This window comes from Enterobacter hormaechei ATCC 49162, assembly GCF_001875655.1.
Lineage (GTDB): Bacteria > Pseudomonadota > Gammaproteobacteria > Enterobacterales > Enterobacteriaceae > Enterobacter > Enterobacter hormaechei.
In genome coordinates this window covers 1089162-1105710 of record NZ_MKEQ01000001.1, presented here as the reverse complement: position 1 = coordinate 1105710, position 16549 = coordinate 1089162, and the positions used below count along the sequence as shown (strand labels likewise).

19 protein-coding genes are annotated in these 16549 nt (G+C 56.7%); 14 read left to right on the top strand and 5 right to left on the bottom strand.

Annotation, left to right across the window (positions count from 1 at the left end; translation table 11 throughout):
• Positions 1 to 17: 17 nt before the first annotated feature.
• Together BH712_RS05615 and mdtH are read right to left on the bottom strand one after the other, a co-directional pair.
• Complete coding sequence (locus BH712_RS05615; protein ID WP_023305855.1) at positions 18 to 578, bottom strand: lipoprotein; 561 nt, start codon at positions 576 to 578, stop codon at positions 18 to 20.
• A gap of 99 nt (positions 579 to 677) precedes the next feature.
• A complete protein-coding gene (gene mdtH / locus BH712_RS05610) occupies positions 678 to 1886 on the bottom strand; it encodes a multidrug efflux MFS transporter MdtH (protein ID WP_006809273.1) in 1209 nt (402 codons plus the stop codon).
• Positions 1887 to 2122: 236 nt separating this feature from the next.
• Between mdtH and rimJ the strand changes: the two genes are divergently transcribed.
• From rimJ to murJ, 4 genes are all read left to right on the top strand, one after another.
• On the top strand, positions 2123 to 2707 hold the full coding sequence (gene rimJ, locus BH712_RS05605) for a ribosomal protein S5-alanine N-acetyltransferase (RefSeq protein WP_006809272.1): 585 nt from the start codon (positions 2123 to 2125) through the stop codon (positions 2705 to 2707).
• A gap of 10 nt (positions 2708 to 2717) precedes the next feature.
• Positions 2718 to 3368: a YceH family protein gene (locus BH712_RS05600; protein WP_006809271.1), complete on the top strand. Its 651-nt coding sequence runs from the start codon at positions 2718 to 2720 to the stop codon at positions 3366 to 3368.
• Between the two features lie 2 nt (positions 3369 to 3370).
• Positions 3371 to 4294, top strand: a complete 924-nt coding sequence (locus BH712_RS05595) for a Gfo/Idh/MocA family protein (RefSeq protein ID WP_032673541.1) — start codon at positions 3371 to 3373, stop codon at positions 4292 to 4294.
• A 129-nt stretch (positions 4295 to 4423) separates the two neighbouring features.
• Positions 4424 to 5959, top strand: coding sequence for a murein biosynthesis integral membrane protein MurJ (gene murJ, locus BH712_RS05590; protein ID WP_032673540.1), 1536 nt, complete (start codon positions 4424 to 4426; stop codon positions 5957 to 5959).
• 59 nt (positions 5960 to 6018) lie between these two features.
• Here the strand turns inward: murJ and flgN are convergent, their stop codons facing one another.
• The 3 genes from flgN to flgA all read right to left on the bottom strand — a co-directional run bounded on the left by flgN (position 6019) and on the right by flgA (position 7495).
• Positions 6019 to 6444 carry a flagella biosynthesis chaperone FlgN gene (gene flgN / locus BH712_RS05585; protein WP_006809268.1) on the bottom strand — a complete coding sequence of 142 codons (426 nt, stop codon included), beginning with the start codon at positions 6442 to 6444 and terminating at the stop codon, positions 6019 to 6021.
• A 4-nt stretch (positions 6445 to 6448) separates the two neighbouring features.
• On the bottom strand, positions 6449 to 6742 hold the full coding sequence (flgM, locus tag BH712_RS05580) for a flagellar biosynthesis anti-sigma factor FlgM (protein WP_003858002.1): 294 nt from the start codon (positions 6740 to 6742) through the stop codon (positions 6449 to 6451).
• A gap of 93 nt (positions 6743 to 6835) precedes the next feature.
• Positions 6836 to 7495, bottom strand: coding sequence for a flagellar basal body P-ring formation chaperone FlgA (gene flgA / locus BH712_RS05575; RefSeq protein WP_032673742.1), 660 nt, complete (start codon positions 7493 to 7495; stop codon positions 6836 to 6838).
• A gap of 157 nt (positions 7496 to 7652) precedes the next feature.
• Between flgA and flgB the strand changes: the two genes are divergently transcribed.
• The 10 genes from flgB (at position 7653) to flgK (ending at position 16540) form a co-directional block, all read left to right on the top strand.
• On the top strand, positions 7653 to 8069 hold the full coding sequence (gene flgB / locus BH712_RS05570) for a flagellar basal body rod protein FlgB (RefSeq protein ID WP_006809266.1): 417 nt from the start codon (positions 7653 to 7655) through the stop codon (positions 8067 to 8069).
• Between the two features lie 3 nt (positions 8070 to 8072).
• Positions 8073 to 8477 carry a flagellar basal body rod protein FlgC gene (gene flgC / locus BH712_RS05565; protein WP_003857997.1) on the top strand — a complete coding sequence of 135 codons (405 nt, stop codon included), beginning with the start codon at positions 8073 to 8075 and terminating at the stop codon, positions 8475 to 8477.
• Between the two features lie 11 nt (positions 8478 to 8488).
• A complete protein-coding gene (flgD, locus tag BH712_RS05560) occupies positions 8489 to 9199 on the top strand; it encodes a flagellar hook assembly protein FlgD (RefSeq protein WP_006809265.1) in 711 nt (236 codons plus the stop codon).
• Positions 9200 to 9225: 26 nt separating this feature from the next.
• Entirely contained in the window at positions 9226 to 10434 is a 1209-nt protein-coding gene (gene flgE, locus BH712_RS05555; protein WP_006809264.1) for a flagellar hook protein FlgE, read from the top strand.
• A gap of 20 nt (positions 10435 to 10454) precedes the next feature.
• On the top strand, positions 10455 to 11210 hold the full coding sequence (locus BH712_RS05550) for a flagellar basal body rod protein FlgF (protein WP_006809263.1): 756 nt from the start codon (positions 10455 to 10457) through the stop codon (positions 11208 to 11210).
• An 11-nt stretch (positions 11211 to 11221) separates the two neighbouring features.
• Entirely contained in the window at positions 11222 to 12004 is a 783-nt protein-coding gene (gene flgG, locus BH712_RS05545) for a flagellar basal-body rod protein FlgG (RefSeq protein WP_000625853.1), read from the top strand.
• 57 nt (positions 12005 to 12061) lie between these two features.
• Positions 12062 to 12760: a flagellar basal body L-ring protein FlgH gene (flgH, locus tag BH712_RS05540; protein WP_003857987.1), complete on the top strand. Its 699-nt coding sequence runs from the start codon at positions 12062 to 12064 to the stop codon at positions 12758 to 12760.
• Positions 12761 to 12772: 12 nt separating this feature from the next.
• Positions 12773 to 13870 carry a flagellar basal body P-ring protein FlgI gene (locus tag BH712_RS05535; RefSeq protein ID WP_006809261.1) on the top strand — a complete coding sequence of 366 codons (1098 nt, stop codon included), beginning with the start codon at positions 12773 to 12775 and terminating at the stop codon, positions 13868 to 13870.
• Positions 13871 to 14824 carry a flagellar assembly peptidoglycan hydrolase FlgJ gene (gene flgJ, locus BH712_RS05530; RefSeq protein WP_006809260.1) on the top strand — a complete coding sequence of 318 codons (954 nt, stop codon included), beginning with the start codon at positions 13871 to 13873 and terminating at the stop codon, positions 14822 to 14824.
• 75 nt (positions 14825 to 14899) lie between these two features.
• Positions 14900 to 16540 carry a flagellar hook-associated protein FlgK gene (flgK, locus tag BH712_RS05525; RefSeq protein WP_006809259.1) on the top strand — a complete coding sequence of 547 codons (1641 nt, stop codon included), beginning with the start codon at positions 14900 to 14902 and terminating at the stop codon, positions 16538 to 16540.
• Positions 16541 to 16549: the final 9 nt, after the last annotated feature.

The window sequence follows — 16549 nt, the reverse complement described above, 5'->3', positions numbered from 1 at the left end:
CTCAGCGCCCGTCATGTTTAGTCGGTGAAAGGAATGATGATTTCACCCGGTTTCACCTCTATCCCTTTGGCATATTTTTTCGCCAGAGATTCGCCTTTGCTCTTGTCTTCGCTCAGAACATAGGCAGGCTGTTGGTTAAAGTAGTTCTGCAACGACTGGTTGAGATAAGGCATCAGCGTTTGCAGCACCGGTTTCATTTTATCCGGCGTCACAACTGCATCAACGATTTCCATCTCTTGCAGGAAAATTGCCCCTTTCTCTTTATTGAACACCGGCAGTGCCTTGAGCTTCAGCTTGATGTCCGCTTTCTGATTGCCGAAGAGCGAGGTCATGTCCAGGCTGGCATCGCCGGAAAGGGTGACTTTGTTCGGCTCTTCGCGTCCAATCTGGCTGGCGAGATTCGTCAGGACGATATGCGCATCCGCAAGGCCGGGTACGCCGATATCTTTTGAAAAGTTATTATGTTTTTCCAGCGCCTGATTAATTTCCTGCTCACTGACGGTGTACTGCGTAAGCTGATTACAACCCACCAGCAGACCACTGACAATTAACGCAGCGGCAATAACGATCTTTTTCATGGCGTTCCTCAACATAAAATCGGCGCATCTGTCCTGATACGCCAGTATGTCAGGGTGATCCTACAGAAACCAGCAGAAAAAACTGATAGTGAAAGGAGGCTATGCGCCAGGCTCCAGCATCCCACGGGTGCTGCGTTTATCACTGAACTGCCACCAGAGGGCAATCAGCGTCATAAAGCCGACCATGCCGAGCATGACCCACGGCAGTTCCGGCTGATGAAGCGCTTTTCCGGCATCGAACAGCCAGCCGCCACCGGTATAACCCAGTGCGCCGCCAAGCGCCAGTCCGAGACGGCTGAACCCCATGTAGCTGCCACGGGCCCGGGCGTCGGCAAGTGACGCGCTCAGCGTTTCACGGGCTGGCTCGGCAATGATTGAACCAATATAGAAGGTGCAGATCAGCATAAACAGTTGCTGAAGCGAACTCACCAGACCGATGGGCATCATGCTCAGCGTCATCAGCAGCAGTCCGGCCATCAGACGGTGCTCAAGCCGGAAGCGGCGCTCGCTCCAGCGGGCAATTGGATAGAGCAGGGTCAGAGAGAGGCAGGCTTCAATGGCATACATCCATTTCACCGCTGCGGGTGTGCCTGCAATATCGTTAACCATAATCGGCAGCATCAGCATGACCTGCACGGCGAGCATGTAGTACCCGGTCAGCGTTAACACATACGTGACGAAGCGTTTATCGCTCAGCACGCGGTCAAGCCCTTCCCGCACTGGCGCTTTAACCGTCGACAGCTTCCACGCCGGGAGGAACAGACCGTTAAACAGCGCGCAGAGAATAAACAGTACCGCGCCGGTGGCACAGACCAGACGGAAATCGTATTGCAGCAGCCAGCTTCCCAGCAGGGCGCCCACGACCGCACCGGCGCTGTCCTGCATCATCAAAATTGAGAAGAAGCGGCCCCGGTGTTGCGGACGGATAAGCTTCACCACCAGCGCGGTACGCGGTGGGTCGAAAAGGGTGCCGCCAATTCCGGAAAGGAAACAGGAGAACCACAGTAGCCAGGGTTCATGAGCGATGGCCATGGTGGCGAACCCCGCCGCACGTAACAGCATGCCGGTGACGATCATCGGTTTCGCGCCGAAGCGATCGGCTATTGCGCCGCCAAACACGCCCAGACCCTGTTGTACAAACTGGCGTAAGCCCAGCGCGATCCCGACCATCAACGCCGCCCAGCCCATTTGATCGACAAAACGAATCGATATAAGCGGAAAAACGACAAAAAAGCCGAGTACGACCAGCATGTTATCGATGAGCAGGAAATATTTACCCAGGCTCCTGGCCTGTGATACGCGGGACATTTTCCCTCCAGGGAAAATAAAAGGTGAGCACGCTAACATTCTGCGGTGTCGCCACGCTTTTTCCCATACCCGCTGGAGACAATATTTTTTTATCAAAAAGGTGCTTTGATAGAGAGTTCTCATCGAAAAATGTGAAAAGCGATCAAAATGGTATGTCACTGTTTTCACAGAAGGCACCGGCGCAGGTATAGTAAAGCTAACAGGCAGAGCAGAAGCGACGGGAAGGAGTGGTATCGATGTTTGGCTATCGCAGTAATGTGCCAAAAGTGCGTCTGACGACGGACAGGCTGGTCGTTCGTCTGGTGCATGAGCGTGATGCCTGGCGTCTGGCGGATTATTACGCCGAGAATCGCCAGTTTTTAAAACCCTGGGAACCCGTTCGGGACGAGAGCCACTGCTACCCCTCCGGCTGGCAGGCGCGCCTCAGTATGATTGCGGAATTTCACAAACAGGGAAGTGCGTTTTATTTCGCGCTTCTCGATCCGGAAGAGAAAGAGATCGTTGGCATTGCCAATTTTTCAAACGTGGTACGCGGGTCGTTTCACGCCTGCTATCTCGGGTATTCCATCGGCCAGAAATGGCAGGGGCAGGGGCTTATGTTTGAAGCGCTGACGACGGCGATTCGCTACATGCAGCGCACGCAACATATCCATCGCATTATGGCGAACTACATGCCGCACAATAAGCGTAGCGGCGATCTGCTGGCCCGCCTGGGGTTTGAGAAAGAGGGCTATGCCAAAGATTATCTGCTGATTGACGGCGAGTGGCGGGACCATGTGCTCACCGCGCTCACCACGCAGGACTGGACCGCGGGTCGTTAAGGAGAAAAAAATGAAATATCAGTTAAATGGCGCCGAAGCGCGCGTGATCGGCTGCCTGCTGGAAAAGCAGGTCACGACGCCGGAACAGTATCCTCTGTCCGTGAATGCCGTCACGATGGCCTGCAACCAGAAGACAAACCGTGAGCCGGTGATGAACCTGGGCGAACACGAAGTGCAGGATATCCTTGATGAGCTGGTGAAGCGCCACTACCTGCGCACCGTCAGCGGTTTCGGTAATCGCGTCACTAAATATGAACAGCGCTTTTGTAATTCTGAATTTGGCGATTTAAAACTGAGCGCCGCAGAAGTGGCGGTTATCACCACGCTGCTGCTGCGCGGCGCCCAGACGCCGGGCGAACTGCGCACCCGCGCCTCCCGCATGCATGAATTTCAGGATATGCAGGACGTTGAGCAGACCCTGGAGGGGCTGGCCACGCGCGAGGACGGTCCTTACGTCGTCCGTCTGGCCCGCGAGCCGGGCAAGCGTGAAAGCCGCTATATGCACCTGTTTAGCGGCGACGTGGAGCCCTCTGCGCTGGCCGCAGAATCCGATACGGCAGCGTCAAACGACAGCCTGACCGCGCGCGTGGCCGCGCTGGAAGACGAGGTTGCCGGGCTGAAGCAGCGTCTGGATGCGTTACTCGCACATCTTGGAGATTAATCGTGACAACATTACGTATAGGTGTCGTGGGGCTGGGGGGGATTGCGCAAAAAGCCTGGCTGCCCGTTTTAGGCGCAGCGTCAGACTGGACGCTGCAAGGGGCGTGGTCGCCCACCCGCGAGAAAGCAGAGCGTATCTGTAAAACCTGGCGCATCCCTTATGCCGGTTCGCTTCAGGATTTAGCCCGTGAATGTGATGCGGTGTTTGTGCATACCTCAACCGCGACGCACTACCAGGTCGTGAGCGAGTTAATGAATGCGGGCGTTCACGTCTGCGTGGATAAACCCCTGGCGGAGAATGTGCAGGATGCAGAACGTCTGATTGAGCTGGCCGCGCGGAAAAAGCTGACGCTGATGGTCGGTTTCAACCGCCGTTTTGCGCCGCTCTACCAGCAGCTTAAGGCCCGGTCCGGCTCGTTTGCCTCTCTGCGTATGGATAAGCACCGTACCGACAGCGTGGGGCCGAACGATCTGCGCTTCACGCTGCTGGATGATTATCTGCACGTCGTGGATACGGCCCTGTGGCTGAGTAACGGACATGCACAGCTGCAAAGCGGCACGCTGCTGACCAACGAGCAGGGTGAGATGGTCTATGCCGAACATCATTTTGCCGTTGAGCATTTGCAGGTAACAACCAGCATGCATCGTCGGGCGGGCAGCCAGCGCGAGTCCGTGCAGGCCGTAACGGATGGGGCGCTGTATGACGTTACCGATATGCGAGAGTGGCGGGAAGAGAAGGGCAGCGGCGTGGTCGCGTTACCCGTTCCCGGCTGGCAGAGCACGCTGGAGCAGCGTGGTTTTGTGGGCTGCGCACGTCACTTCATCACCTGCGTGCAGAATCAGACAGTTCCTGAAACGTCCGGGGAGCAGGCTATTCTGGCGCAGCGCATCGTGGAACGACTCTGGCGGGAAGCCATGAGCGAATAATTCACTGTTACATCTGCCGATAGTAATTCGTTGAAATCCGGTTAGACTAAGCGCCGCTTGTTGGCTTTGCCGGGTGGCGCTTTCGCTTACCTGGCCTACAAATCCGTAGGGTTGTGGAACTTCACGTTAATGAACTTATTAAAATCGCTGGCGGCCGTCAGCTCGATGACCATGTTTTCCCGCGTGCTTGGCTTTGCGCGCGATGCCATTGTGGCAAGGGTATTTGGTGCAGGGATGGCGACTGACGCCTTTTTCGTCGCGTTTAAGCTGCCGAACCTGTTGCGTCGTATTTTTGCCGAAGGGGCCTTCTCGCAGGCATTTGTCCCGATCCTCGCGGAATATAAAAGCAAACAGGGCGAAGATGCCACCCGCGTCTTTGTGGCCTACGTTTCCGGATTACTGACGCTGGCGCTGGCGATCGTGACCGTTCTGGGGATGCTGGCAGCACCCTGGGTGATCATGGTGACGGCGCCGGGTTTTGCGGACACGGCGGATAAATTTGCCCTGACCACGCAACTGCTGCGTATCACCTTCCCCTATATCCTGCTGATTTCACTGGCGTCGCTGGTGGGGGCCATCCTGAATACCTGGAACCGCTTCTCCGTTCCGGCCTTTGCCCCCACGTTCCTCAACGTCAGCATGATTGGTTTTGCGCTGTTCGCCGCGCCGCATTTTAACCCACCGGTGCTGGCACTGGCCTGGGCCGTGACCGTCGGCGGGGTGTTACAGCTTGCTTATCAGCTTCCGCACCTGAAAAAGATCGGCATGCTGGTTCTGCCGCGCATTAATTTCAAAGATGCGGGCGCAATGCGCGTTATTAAACAGATGGGACCGGCGATACTCGGCGTGTCCGTCAGCCAGATCTCGCTCATCATCAATACCATCTTCGCCTCTTTCCTGGTGTCTGGCTCGGTGTCCTGGATGTACTACGCCGACCGTTTGATGGAGTTTCCGTCCGGGGTGCTGGGCGTGGCGCTGGGGACTATTCTGCTGCCGTCCCTGTCGAAAAGTTTCGCCAGCGGCAACCATGACGAATACTGTCGCCTGATGGACTGGGGCCTGCGTCTCTGTTTTCTGCTGGCGCTGCCAAGCGCGGTGGCGATGGGGATCCTGGCGAAACCGCTGACGGTGTCGCTGTTCCAGTATGGGAAATTCACCGCCTTTGATGCCGCCATGACCCAGCGTGCGCTGGTGGCCTACTCGGTGGGGCTGATGGGGCTGATTGTCGTGAAGGTGCTGGCGCCGGGCTTCTATTCACGTCAGGACATTAAAACGCCGGTTAAGATTGCCATTGTGACGCTGATCATGACGCAGCTGATGAACCTGGCGTTTATCGGACCGCTGAAACACGCGGGTCTGTCATTGTCGATTGGTCTGGCGGCCTGTCTGAACGCCGGGCTGCTGTACTGGCAACTGCGTAAGCAGGATATCTTCACACCGCAGCCGGGCTGGGCAAGCTTCCTGCTGCGTCTGGTGATTGCGGTAGTGGTGATGGCGGCAGCGCTGGTTGGCATGTTGTATGTCATGCCTGACTGGGCGCAGGGCACCATGCCTTATCGCCTGATGCGTCTGATGGCCGTGGTGGCCGTCGGTGTGGTGGCGTACTTTGCCACGCTGGCGGTGCTTGGCTTCAAGGTGAAAGAGTTCACCCGCCGCATGGTATAAACGCCAAAAGGGGAGTTCACCAAAAGGTGCTCCCCGTTTTATGACGTGCCGCTACTGCGTCAAATCGAAATCTTTTTCCCGCCCGTGATACGTGCCGTGGCCGTCTGACCATCCGCACCGTACAGCCCCGGCTCTTTATAGGGCTTTAACACTTCAAGCGCCTGCTGATTACGGATAATCTGACCTTCCAGCAGCCAGCCGTTGTGCTGGTTGAGATCGCGAAGATGCTGGGTTTTTTCTGTAATGGTCTGCCAGCGTTCATTGATCTCATCATTGGCGCTGCGTTTCGCGTCTTGCTCAGCGCGTCGCTGTTTTTCCAGATAATCCAGGGTCGCCAGCAGCGAGCTTTTATCTTCAGTAATGCGTTGCAACGCGCTGCCGTTGAGTTGACCAGAAGAGAGGTGGTGCTGTTCTGCATCCATCACCGTTTTCAGGTCGTTCAGGACCACCGTCATCTGATCCAGTATTTCTGACAGTCGACTCATACGGTTAGTTACTCTGGAGGAAACTCTGTGCGTCCTGAATCAGCGCATCAGCGATTTTGCTGGTATCCATTTTCAGTTCGCCGTTACGGATAGCCGTTTTCAGCGCTTCAACACGTTCCATGTTGATATCGCTGCTGCCTGGCTGCATCAGCTTCGACTGCGCATCGCTCAGCGTGACGCTGGTGCTGTTAGCCGTCGACGTTTTTTCCAGACGCGTTTTTTGCGGGGCAGCCTCATTCGTTTCGCGAGGTTGTACAGTGCTAACCGGCTTCAGGGCTGATGTACGATCAATGCTCATAGTGTTGTCCTCATCGAGGGTTCGCGGCGTTTGCGCCTGACATCATCATTTGTTGAATATTTATCGGCAGTCGCCGCGAAATCTTTAAAAAGATTACAGGTTAATCAGAATATTCCCATCAGGACCGACCGTGCCGCTGACCACCTGGCCTGAGGACATTCTGACCCGGGCATTTTGCGCCACTGCGGCATTATTCAGTGCTTTTCCTTCGCTGTTGATACTAAAGCCTTCGCCATTGGCGACCACCATCACCTGTTGACCCGCTTTCACTCGCCACGCCTGACGCAGCATGGAGAGCTGTATCGCCTGTCCAGGGGCGACATCGCGCAGGCTCATCGCCTCCTGCGCCTGGTTAATATCCAGCATCGTTCGCGGTGGAAGCTGATCCAGGCGGCCTCGCTTCAGCGTTACGCTGTCAGGTTGCAGCAGGCTGCCCCGCGGAATTGGAACGGCGGCGACAACATAATTGCCCGTCGCCTGAACCGCAACCTGTAAATAGCGTTTTTCATTGGCGCACCGCGCCAGCACGTTCACGTTGCCCCATAGCCGGGTAGTGCCGGTCACGCTAAATGACGGGGCTTCGCAGGAAGGGTAAAGGTTGGGCGGAGTGCGCACGGTCACGCGTACGTCATCACTAAAACCGGCCAGCTTCTGCGCAAAAAATGTATTGAGCTGGTCCTCTAACCCCTCCGCCTGCACCAGAGGGCTTAAAAGCAGTAGGGTCGCCGCCAGGCCACGTTTAAAAGTCCGCATCGCACGTTCCACCATGTCCAGAATTAAGCAAATTCTACCCGCAGTGGTTTTCCATCAACGCAACAAATAGCGACGCATTTTGCGCTTATTCCGTCGATAAGGGAGACGCCTTGAGATTTAAGCTGTGAACTGAAATTTTCTCATCAGCGGAGGAGACATGCTCGATAAACTCGACGCCGCGTTACGTTTTCAGCAGGAAGCGCTCAATTTACGCGCCCAGCGGCAGGAGATTTTAGCCGCCAATATTGCCAACGCGGATACCCCCGGGTATCAGGCGCGCGATATTGATTTTTCCAGTGAACTCAAAAAAGTGATGGAGCGTGGACGTGCCGAAGGAACGGGTGTCTCACTGGCCCTGACATCTTCACGTCATATTCCCGCTCAGGCGATGACCGCGCCTGCGACCGACTTACTTTACCGTATTCCCGATCAACCCTCGCTTGATGGCAACACCGTCGACATGGACCGGGAGCGCACACAGTTTGCCGATAACAGCCTGCAATACCAGACAGGCCTGACGCTACTCGGCGGGCAAATCAAAGGCATGATGACCGTCCTACAGGGGGGCAATTAGTAAATGGCCTTGCTGAATATTTTTGATATCGCCGGTTCGGCATTAACGGCGCAGTCCAAACGACTGAACGTGGCAGCCAGTAACCTGGCCAACGCCGACAGCGTGACCGGCCCTGACGGACAACCGTATCGCGCTAAGCAGGTCGTCTTCCAGGTTGATGCCGCTCCGGGTGCGGCAACGGGCGGCGTAAAAGTGGCGGATGTGGTTGAGAGCCAGGCGCCCGACAAGCTGGTTTACGAGCCAGGCAACCCGCTCGCGGATGCCAGCGGTTACGTGAAAATGCCGAACGTGGATGTGGTCGGGGAGATGGTGAACTCCATGTCTGCGTCACGCAGCTACCAGGCAAACGTCGAAGTGCTTAATACCGTGAAGAGCATGATGCTCAAAACACTCACTCTCGGCCAGTAAAGGAGACACGCATGTCCATCGCCGTAAACGTGAATGACCCGACAAATACCGGCGTCAACAGCACCAGCAGTGCGACCGGTTCCAGCTCCCTTACCGGGAGTAATGCCTCCGATTTACAGAGCAGCTTTCTGACCCTGCTGGTGGCGCAGCTGAAAAATCAGGATCCGACCAACCCGATGCAGAACAACGAACTGACCACGCAGCTTGCGCAGATCAGTACCGTCAGCGGCATTGAGAAACTGAACACCACCCTCGGCTCTGTCTCCGGTCAAATCGATAATAGCCAGTCCTTGCAGGCCGCCAACCTGATTGGTCACGGGGTGATGATCCCGGGGACCACGATTCTGGCGGGCACCAGCACCACCGATGGCACCTCAACCACCACCACCACGCCGTTTGGCGTTGAGTTGCAGCAGCCAGCCGACAAAGTCACCGCAACCATCACTGACGCTACGGGGGCAGTGGTACGCACCATTGATATCGGCGAGCTGAAAGCGGGCGTCCACACCTTTACCTGGGATGGCAGCCTGACCGACGGCACGAAAGCGCCAAACGGCTCTTACAACGTGGCAATCAGCGCCAGCAGCGGTACGACCCAGCTGGTGGCTCAGCCGCTTCAGTTTGCCCTGGTTCAGGGGGTCATCAAAGGTAGCGATGGCAACAAGCTGGATTTGGGTACCTCCGGTACCACCACACTCGACGAAGTTCGGCAGATTATCTAAGCCTTCATACTTATCAGGAGTAAGTCATGGCCTTTTCTCAAGCGGTCAGCGGCCTGAATGCTGCGGCCACCAACCTGGACGTCATTGGCAACAACATCGCCAACTCCGCGACCTATGGTTTTAAATCCGGTTCTGCGTCTTTTGCAGATATGTTTGCAGGCTCTAAAGTGGGCCTGGGCGTGAAGGTGGCGGGCATCACCCAGGACTTCACCGACGGGACGACCACCAACACCGGTCGCGGTCTGGACGTCGCCATCAGCCAGAACGGTTTCTTCCGTATGGTGGACGCCAACGGTTCCGTGTTCTACAGCCGCAATGGCCAGTTCAAGCTGGATGAAAACCGTAACCTGGTGAACATGCAGGGGCTTCAGTTAACCGGTTATCCGGTTGCGGGCACGCCGCCGACGGTGCAAACCGGTGCGAATCCGCAGGCGATCTCCATCCCAACGACGCTGATGGCGGCGAAGTCCACCACGACGGCCTCTCAGCAGATCAACCTGAACTCCACCGATACCGCGCCAACCGTCGCCTTCGACCCGGCCAACCCTGACTCTTACAACAAGAAAGGCACCGTGACGGTGTTTGACAGCCAGGGTAATGCGCACAACATGAACCTGTTCTATGTCAAAAACGCGACGCCAGCCAACTCCTGGAAGGTGTATTCGCAGGACGGCAGCGTGGCGGGAAGCGCGGTGACGGAAGAAACCACGCTGACCTTTAACGAGAGCGGTGTGCTGACGGGGGGCGGGAGTATTGATATCACCACGGGTACTGTTCCGGGCGCGACGCCAGCCACGTTTGCCATGAGCTTCGCCAACTCCATGCAGCAAAACACCGGTGCAAACAACATCGTGGCGACGAGCCAGAACGGTTATAAGCCGGGCGATCTGGTGAGCTATCAGATCAACGATGACGGCACCGTTGTCGGTAACTACTCCAACGAACAGACCCAGGTGCTGGGCCAGATCGTGCTGGCAAACTTCGCCAACAACGAAGGCCTGAAATCCGAAGGGGATAACGTCTGGTCTGCCACGCAGTCCTCCGGTGTTGCCCTGCTGGGTACTGCGGGTTCCGGCAACTTCGGTACGCTGACCAACGGCGCGCTGGAAGCCTCGAACGTCGATCTGAGTAAAGAGCTGGTGAACATGATCGTCGCGCAACGTAACTACCAGTCCAACGCGCAGACCATCAAAACCCAGGATCAGATCCTCAACACGCTGGTTAACCTGCGTTAAGCAGCTGACGGGAAAGCGCAATGGATCACGCAATATATACCGCGATGGGCGCAGCAAGCCAGACGCTCAATCAGCAGGCTGTTACCGCCAGCAACCTGGCGAACGCCTCCACGCCAGGTTTTCGTGCGCAGCTCAACGCGCTGCGCGCAGTGCCGGTAGAAGGGCTGTCATTGCCCACGCGTACGCTGGTCACCGCCTCCACGCCGGGCGCCGACATGACGCCAGGCCAGATGGATTACACCGCGCGTCCGCTGGACGTTGCCCTTCAGCAGGACGGCTGGCTGGCGGTGCAAACGGCTGACGGCGGGGAAGGGTATACCCGCAACGGTAATATCCAGGTAAGCGCCACCGGGCAGCTGACGATTCAGGGGCATCCGGTGATGGGCGAAGCCGGTCCGTTGACGGTGCCGGAAGGGTCAGAGCTGACCATTGCGGCAGACGGGACGATCTCGGCGTTAAACCCGGGTGACCCGGCTAACACCGTTGCGCCTGTCGGTCGTCTGAAGCTGGTGAAAGCGGAAGGCAATGAAGTGCAGCGTGGCGATGATGGGATGTTTCGTCTGACCCAGGCGGCTCAGGCCACGCGTGGCGCTACGTTACAGGCCGACCCGACCATCCGCGTGATGTCCGGCGTGCTGGAAGGCAGTAACGTCAAACCGGTGGAAGCCATGACCGACATGATCGCCAGCGCTCGCCGCTTCGAAATGCAGATGAAAATCATCAGCAGCGTCGATGAAAACGCGAGCAAGGCTAACCAACTTCTGGCTATGAGTTAACAGGACTCCCTATGATCAGTTCTTTATGGATCGCGAAAACCGGTCTGGACGCACAGCAAACCAATATGGATGTGATTGCCAACAACCTGGCAAACGTCAGCACCAATGGTTTCAAGCGTCAGCGTGCGGTTTTCGAAGATTTGCTTTATCAAACGATTCGTCAGCCGGGAGCGCAGTCTTCTGAGCAAACCACGCTGCCGTCTGGTCTGCAAATTGGTACTGGCGTGCGCCCGGTTGCCACCGAGCGTCTGCACAGCCAGGGCAACCTGTCCCAGACCAACAACAGTAAAGACGTTGCCATTAAAGGTCAGGGTTTCTTCCAGGTGCAACTGCCTGACGGAACCTCTGCCTATACTCGCGACGGTTCGTTCCAGGTGGACCAGAACGGTCAGTTGGTGACGGCGGGCGGCTTCCAGGTTCAGCCTGCAATCACCATCCCGGCGAACGCACTGAGCATCACCATTGGCCGCGACGGCATCGTCAGCGTCACGCAGCAAGGGCAGGCCGCGCCGGTCCAGGTTGGCCAGCTCAACCTGACGACCTTCATGAACGATACCGGCCTGGAAAGCATCGGTGAGAATCTCTACACCGAAACGCAATCTTCCGGTACGCCAAATGAAAGTACACCGGGCCTGAACGGGGCGGGGCTGCTGTATCAGGGGTATGTGGAAACCTCGAACGTCAACGTGGCGGAAGAGCTGGTGAATATGATCCAGGTTCAGCGCGCCTATGAAATTAACAGTAAAGCAGTGTCGACGACCGACCAGATGCTGCAAAAACTGACGCAACTTTAAGGTGTAGCCCGGTGCGGTAAACCCCGCACCGGCTCCCTGTTTTCGAAGATGAAGGCAATGCAAAAAAACGCGGCGTTTCGTTATCCGATCCTGACTGTTCTGGCCGTCACCCTCAGCGGGTGTGCCTGGATCCCGTCTAAACCATTGGTACAGGGTGCGACTACCGCCCAACCCGTTCCCGGCCCCGCGCCGGTGGTGAACGGCTCTATTTTCCAGACCGCGCAGCCGATTAATTACGGTTATCAGCCGCTGTTTGAAGACCGTCGTCCGCGTAACGTTGGCGATACGCTGACCATTGTGTTGCAGGAAAACGTCAGTGCGAGCAAGAGCTCGTCGGCGAACGCCAGCCGCGACGGCAAAACCAATTTTGGCTTCGACACCGTACCGCGCTATCTGCAAGGGCTGTTCGGCAACGCCCGTGCGGATGTGGAAGCCTCTGGCGGCAACACCTTTAACGGTAAAGGTGGTGCGAACGCCAGCAATACCTTCAGCGGAACGCTGACGGTAACGGTTGACCAGGTTCTGGTGAACGGCAACCTGCACGTGGTGGGTGAAAAACAGATCGCCATTAACCAGGGTACGGAATTTATTCGCTTCTCCGGTGTGGTTAACCCTCGCACCATCAGCGGCACCAACACCGTACCGTCCACCCAGGTGGCGGATGCGCGCATTGAGTACGTCGGCAACGGCTACATCAACGAAGCGCAAAATATGGGCTGGCTGCAACGCTTCTTCCTTAACTTATCGCCGATGTAAGCGAGGTGACCTATGTATAAATTTCTCTTCGCCGTGGCACTGACGCTGGTCGCAACCGTTGCGCAGGCGGACCGCATTCGCGATCTCACCAGCGTGCAGGGCGTGCGTGAAAACTCCCTGATTGGCTACGGCCTGGTGGTGGGGCTGGATGGGACGGGTGACCAGACGACCCAGACGCCGTTCACTACCCAGAGTCTGAATAACATGCTCTCTCAGCTCGGTATTACCGTACCGGCCGGGACCAACATGCAGCTGAAAAACGTGGCGGCCGTGATGGTGACCGCGTCTTATCCGGCCTTTGCGCGTCAGGGTCAGACCATCGACGTGGTTGTCTCGTCGATGGGTAACGCCAAAAGTTTGCGCGGCGGTACGCTGCTGATGACCCCGCTGAAAGGCGTCGACAGCCAGGTGTATGCCCTGGCGCAGGGCAACATACTGGTTGGCGGGGCAGGCGCGTCGGCGGGCGGCAGCAGCGTGCAGGTGAACCAGCTGAACGGCGGGCGTATTACCAACGGCGCGATCATTGAACGTGAACTGCCGACCCAGTTCGGTACCGGTAACACCATTAACCTGCAACTGAATAACGAAGACTTTACGATGGCGCAGCAGATCGCTGACACCATCAACCGCAGCCGGGGCTACGGCAGCGCCACCGCGCTGGATGCCCGCACCGTGCAGATCCGCACGTCAACCGGGAGCAGTAACCAGGTGCGGATGCTGGCCGATATCCAGAACATGGAAGTGAACGTGCCGGTGCAGGATGCGAAAGTCATTATCAACTCCCGTACCGGCTCGGTGGTGATGAACCGCGAAGTGACGCTGGACAGCTGTGCCGTGGCGCAGGGTAATCTCTCCGTCACGGTTAACCGTTCGGCCAACGTCAGCCAGCCGGATACGCCGTTTGGTGGTGGTCAGACGGTAGTGACCCCGCAAACGCAGATTGATCTGCGTCAGAGCGGCGGTTCGTTGCAGAGCGTGCGTTCCAGCGCCAACCTGAACAGCGTGGTGCGTGCCCTGAACGCGCTGGGTGCAACGCCAATGGATCTGATGTCCATTCTGCAATCCATGCAAAGTGCAGGCTGCCTGCGCGCTAAACTGGAAATCATCTAAATGCTGACCGATAGCAAACTGTTGACCAGTGCCGCCTGGGATGCCCAGTCGCTCAACGAGCTGAAAACCAAAGCGGGCAAGGATCCGGCGGCGAATATCCGCCCGGTTGCCCGTCAGGTGGAAGGCATGTTCGTGCAGATGATGTTGAAAAGCATGCGTGAAACCCTGCCGAAAGATGGCATGTTCAGCAGCGATTCCACGCGGCTTTACACCAGCATGTACGATCAGCAGATTGCCCAGCAAATGACCGCCGGAAAGGGACTTGGCCTGGCGGACATGATTGTGAAGCAGACCGCAGCCGCTCAGGGGCTGCCGCCTGAAGAGACCCCGCAGCAGGTGCCGCTGAAGTTTGATCTGGAAAAGGTGACCAGTTATCAAAATCAGGCGTTGACGCAGATGGTGCGTAAGGCGATGCCGAAGCCAGCAGAAACGCGTGACGAGCCGCTCTCTGGCGACAGCAAAGACTTCCTGGCGCAGCTCTCTCTGCCAGCGCGTCTTGCCAGTGAAGAGAGTGGCGTGCCGCACCATCTGATTCTGGCGCAGGCGGCGCTGGAGTCGGGCTGGGGTCAACGTCAGATCCGCAGGGAGAACGGCGAGCCGAGCTTCAACATCTTTGGCGTGAAGGCCACCTCCAGCTGGAAGGGGCCGACCACGGAAATCACCACCACCGAATATGAAAATGGTGCGGCGGTGAAGGTGAAAGCCAAATTCCGCGTCTATAGCTCGTATCTGGAAGCGTTGTCGGATTATGTCGGGCTGTTGAGCCGGAATCCGCGCTACACCGCCGTGACCCAGGCCGCTACGCCAGAGCAGGGCGCTCAGGCATTGCAGAATGCCGGCTACGCGACCGATCCAAACTATGCGCGCAAGCTGACCAGCATGATCCAGCAACTGAAATCCATGTCTGAGAAGGTCAGCAAAGCCTATAGCACAGATCTCGAAAATCTGTTCTGAAAGTTCTCAAGTCCCGGTGGAGGTTGCCGATAACCTTCATCAGGACTCGTGTCTGAACGTATAAAAGGAACCCCCATGTCCAGTTTGATTAACAGCGCCATGAGTGGCCTCAGTGCTGCACAGTCGGCACTCAATACCGTCAGTAATAATATTTCAAGCTATAACGTGGCAGGTTATACCCGCCAGACCACCATTCTGGGGGCATCCAACAGCACCCTGACCGGCGGTGGCTGGGTGGGTAACGGGGTCTATGTCTCCGGTGTTCAGCGTGAATATGATGCGTTTATCACCAACCAGCTGCGCGCGGCGCAGAACCAGAGCAGTGGGCTGACCACGCGCTACCAGCAGATGTCAAAAATTGACGACGTGCTCTCGGATACCACTAACTCGCTCTCTGCCAACCTCCAGGATTTCTTTAAAAGTCTGCAAACGCTGGTAAGTAACGCAGAAGATCCGGCTGCACGCCAGACGGTGCTCGGGAAGGCGGATGGTCTGGTTAACCAGTTTAAAACCAACGATCAATATCTCCGCGATCAGGATGCGCAGGTGAATACGGCGATTTCTACCAGCGTCGATCAGATCAATAACTATGCGAAGCAGATTGCCAATCTTAACGACCAGATCTCCCGGCTGACTGGCGTTGGTGCGGGCGCATCCCCGAACGAACTGCTCGATCAGCGCGATCAGCTGGTGAGTGAACTGAACAAGATTGTCGGTGTGGACGTTACCGTACAGGACAGCGGCACCTACAACATCTCTATCGCCAACGGTTACACCCTGGTACAGGGCAGCAACGCCAGCCAGCTGGCGGCGGTGAAATCCAGTGCGGATCCTGCACGTACAACGCTTGCGTATGTGGATGCAACCGTGGGCAACGTGGAAATCTCGGAAAAACAGATCACCACGGGGTCGCTTGGGGGCCTGTTAACCTTCCGTTCTCAGGATCTGGATCAGGCGCGAAATACGCTTAACCAGATGGCGCTGGCGTTTGCGGATGCCATGAATACCCAGCACCAGGCGGGCTTTGATGCCAACGGGGTTAAAGGCGGCAAGCTGTTTGATTTTGGCTCTCCGGCGGTACTGAGTAACGGCAAAAACACCGGGAGCGCGTCCGTTACGGCAACAATGACGGACAGTACAAAGGTCCAGGCGACAAACTATAAAGTTGAGTACAACGGTACTGACTGGACAATCACGCGTTTGTCAGACAACACCAGCTTCACGGCCAAACCTGATACTGGCGGTAATCTGTCGTTTGATGGTCTCAACGTCAAGATTAGCGGCTCAGCCAATAATAAAGACAGTTTCATCGTTAAACCGGTGAATGACGTTATTGTGAATATGGACGTTGCGATCAGCGACGAATCCAAACTGGCGATGGCCTCCGCGCAAGGAAGCGGCGAAAGCGACAATACCAATGGCCAGAAGCTGCTGGATTTGCAGAGCGCCAAATTGGTGGGGGGGAATAAAACCTTTAACGATGCTTATGCCGCGCTGGTCAGTACGGTGGGCAGCACCACGGCGTCGCTGAAAACCAGCAGCGAAACCAAAGTTAACGTGGTGACGCAGCTGACCAAACAACAGCAGTCAATTTCCGGGGTTAACCTGGATGAAGAGTATGGCAACCTGCAACGCTATCAGCAGTACTATCTGGCGAATGCGCAGGTGCTGCAAACGGCGAGCACGCTGTTTGATGCATTGATCAATATCCGCTAAGGCTGAGGC

Excerpts from the sequence above, each read along its gene's own strand:
- BH712_RS05615 (WP_023305855.1), bottom strand. The coding sequence starts at position 578 with ATGAAAAAGATCGTTATTGCCGCTGCGTTAATTGTCAGTGGTCTGCTG.
- mdtH (WP_006809273.1), bottom strand. The coding sequence starts at position 1,886 with ATGTCCCGCGTATCACAGGCCAGGAGCCTGGGTAAATATTTCCTGCTC.
- rimJ (WP_006809272.1), top strand. The coding sequence starts at position 2,123 with ATGTTTGGCTATCGCAGTAATGTGCCAAAAGTGCGTCTGACGACGGAC.
- BH712_RS05600 (WP_006809271.1), top strand. The coding sequence starts at position 2,718 with ATGAAATATCAGTTAAATGGCGCCGAAGCGCGCGTGATCGGCTGCCTG.
- murJ (WP_032673540.1), top strand. The coding sequence starts at position 4,424 with ATGAACTTATTAAAATCGCTGGCGGCCGTCAGCTCGATGACCATGTTT.
- flgN (WP_006809268.1), bottom strand. The coding sequence starts at position 6,444 with ATGAGTCGACTGTCAGAAATACTGGATCAGATGACGGTGGTCCTGAAC.
- flgM (WP_003858002.1), bottom strand. The coding sequence starts at position 6,742 with ATGAGCATTGATCGTACATCAGCCCTGAAGCCGGTTAGCACTGTACAA.
- flgA (WP_032673742.1), bottom strand. The coding sequence starts at position 7,495 with ATGCGGACTTTTAAACGTGGCCTGGCGGCGACCCTACTGCTTTTAAGC.
- flgB (WP_006809266.1), top strand. The coding sequence starts at position 7,653 with ATGCTCGATAAACTCGACGCCGCGTTACGTTTTCAGCAGGAAGCGCTC.
- flgC (WP_003857997.1), top strand. The coding sequence starts at position 8,073 with ATGGCCTTGCTGAATATTTTTGATATCGCCGGTTCGGCATTAACGGCG.
- flgD (WP_006809265.1), top strand. The coding sequence starts at position 8,489 with ATGTCCATCGCCGTAAACGTGAATGACCCGACAAATACCGGCGTCAAC.
- flgE (WP_006809264.1), top strand. The coding sequence starts at position 9,226 with ATGGCCTTTTCTCAAGCGGTCAGCGGCCTGAATGCTGCGGCCACCAAC.
- BH712_RS05550 (WP_006809263.1), top strand. The coding sequence starts at position 10,455 with ATGGATCACGCAATATATACCGCGATGGGCGCAGCAAGCCAGACGCTC.
- flgG (WP_000625853.1), top strand. The coding sequence starts at position 11,222 with ATGATCAGTTCTTTATGGATCGCGAAAACCGGTCTGGACGCACAGCAA.
- flgH (WP_003857987.1), top strand. The coding sequence starts at position 12,062 with ATGCAAAAAAACGCGGCGTTTCGTTATCCGATCCTGACTGTTCTGGCC.
- BH712_RS05535 (WP_006809261.1), top strand. The coding sequence starts at position 12,773 with ATGTATAAATTTCTCTTCGCCGTGGCACTGACGCTGGTCGCAACCGTT.
- flgJ (WP_006809260.1), top strand. The coding sequence starts at position 13,871 with ATGCTGACCGATAGCAAACTGTTGACCAGTGCCGCCTGGGATGCCCAG.
- flgK (WP_006809259.1), top strand. The coding sequence starts at position 14,900 with ATGTCCAGTTTGATTAACAGCGCCATGAGTGGCCTCAGTGCTGCACAG.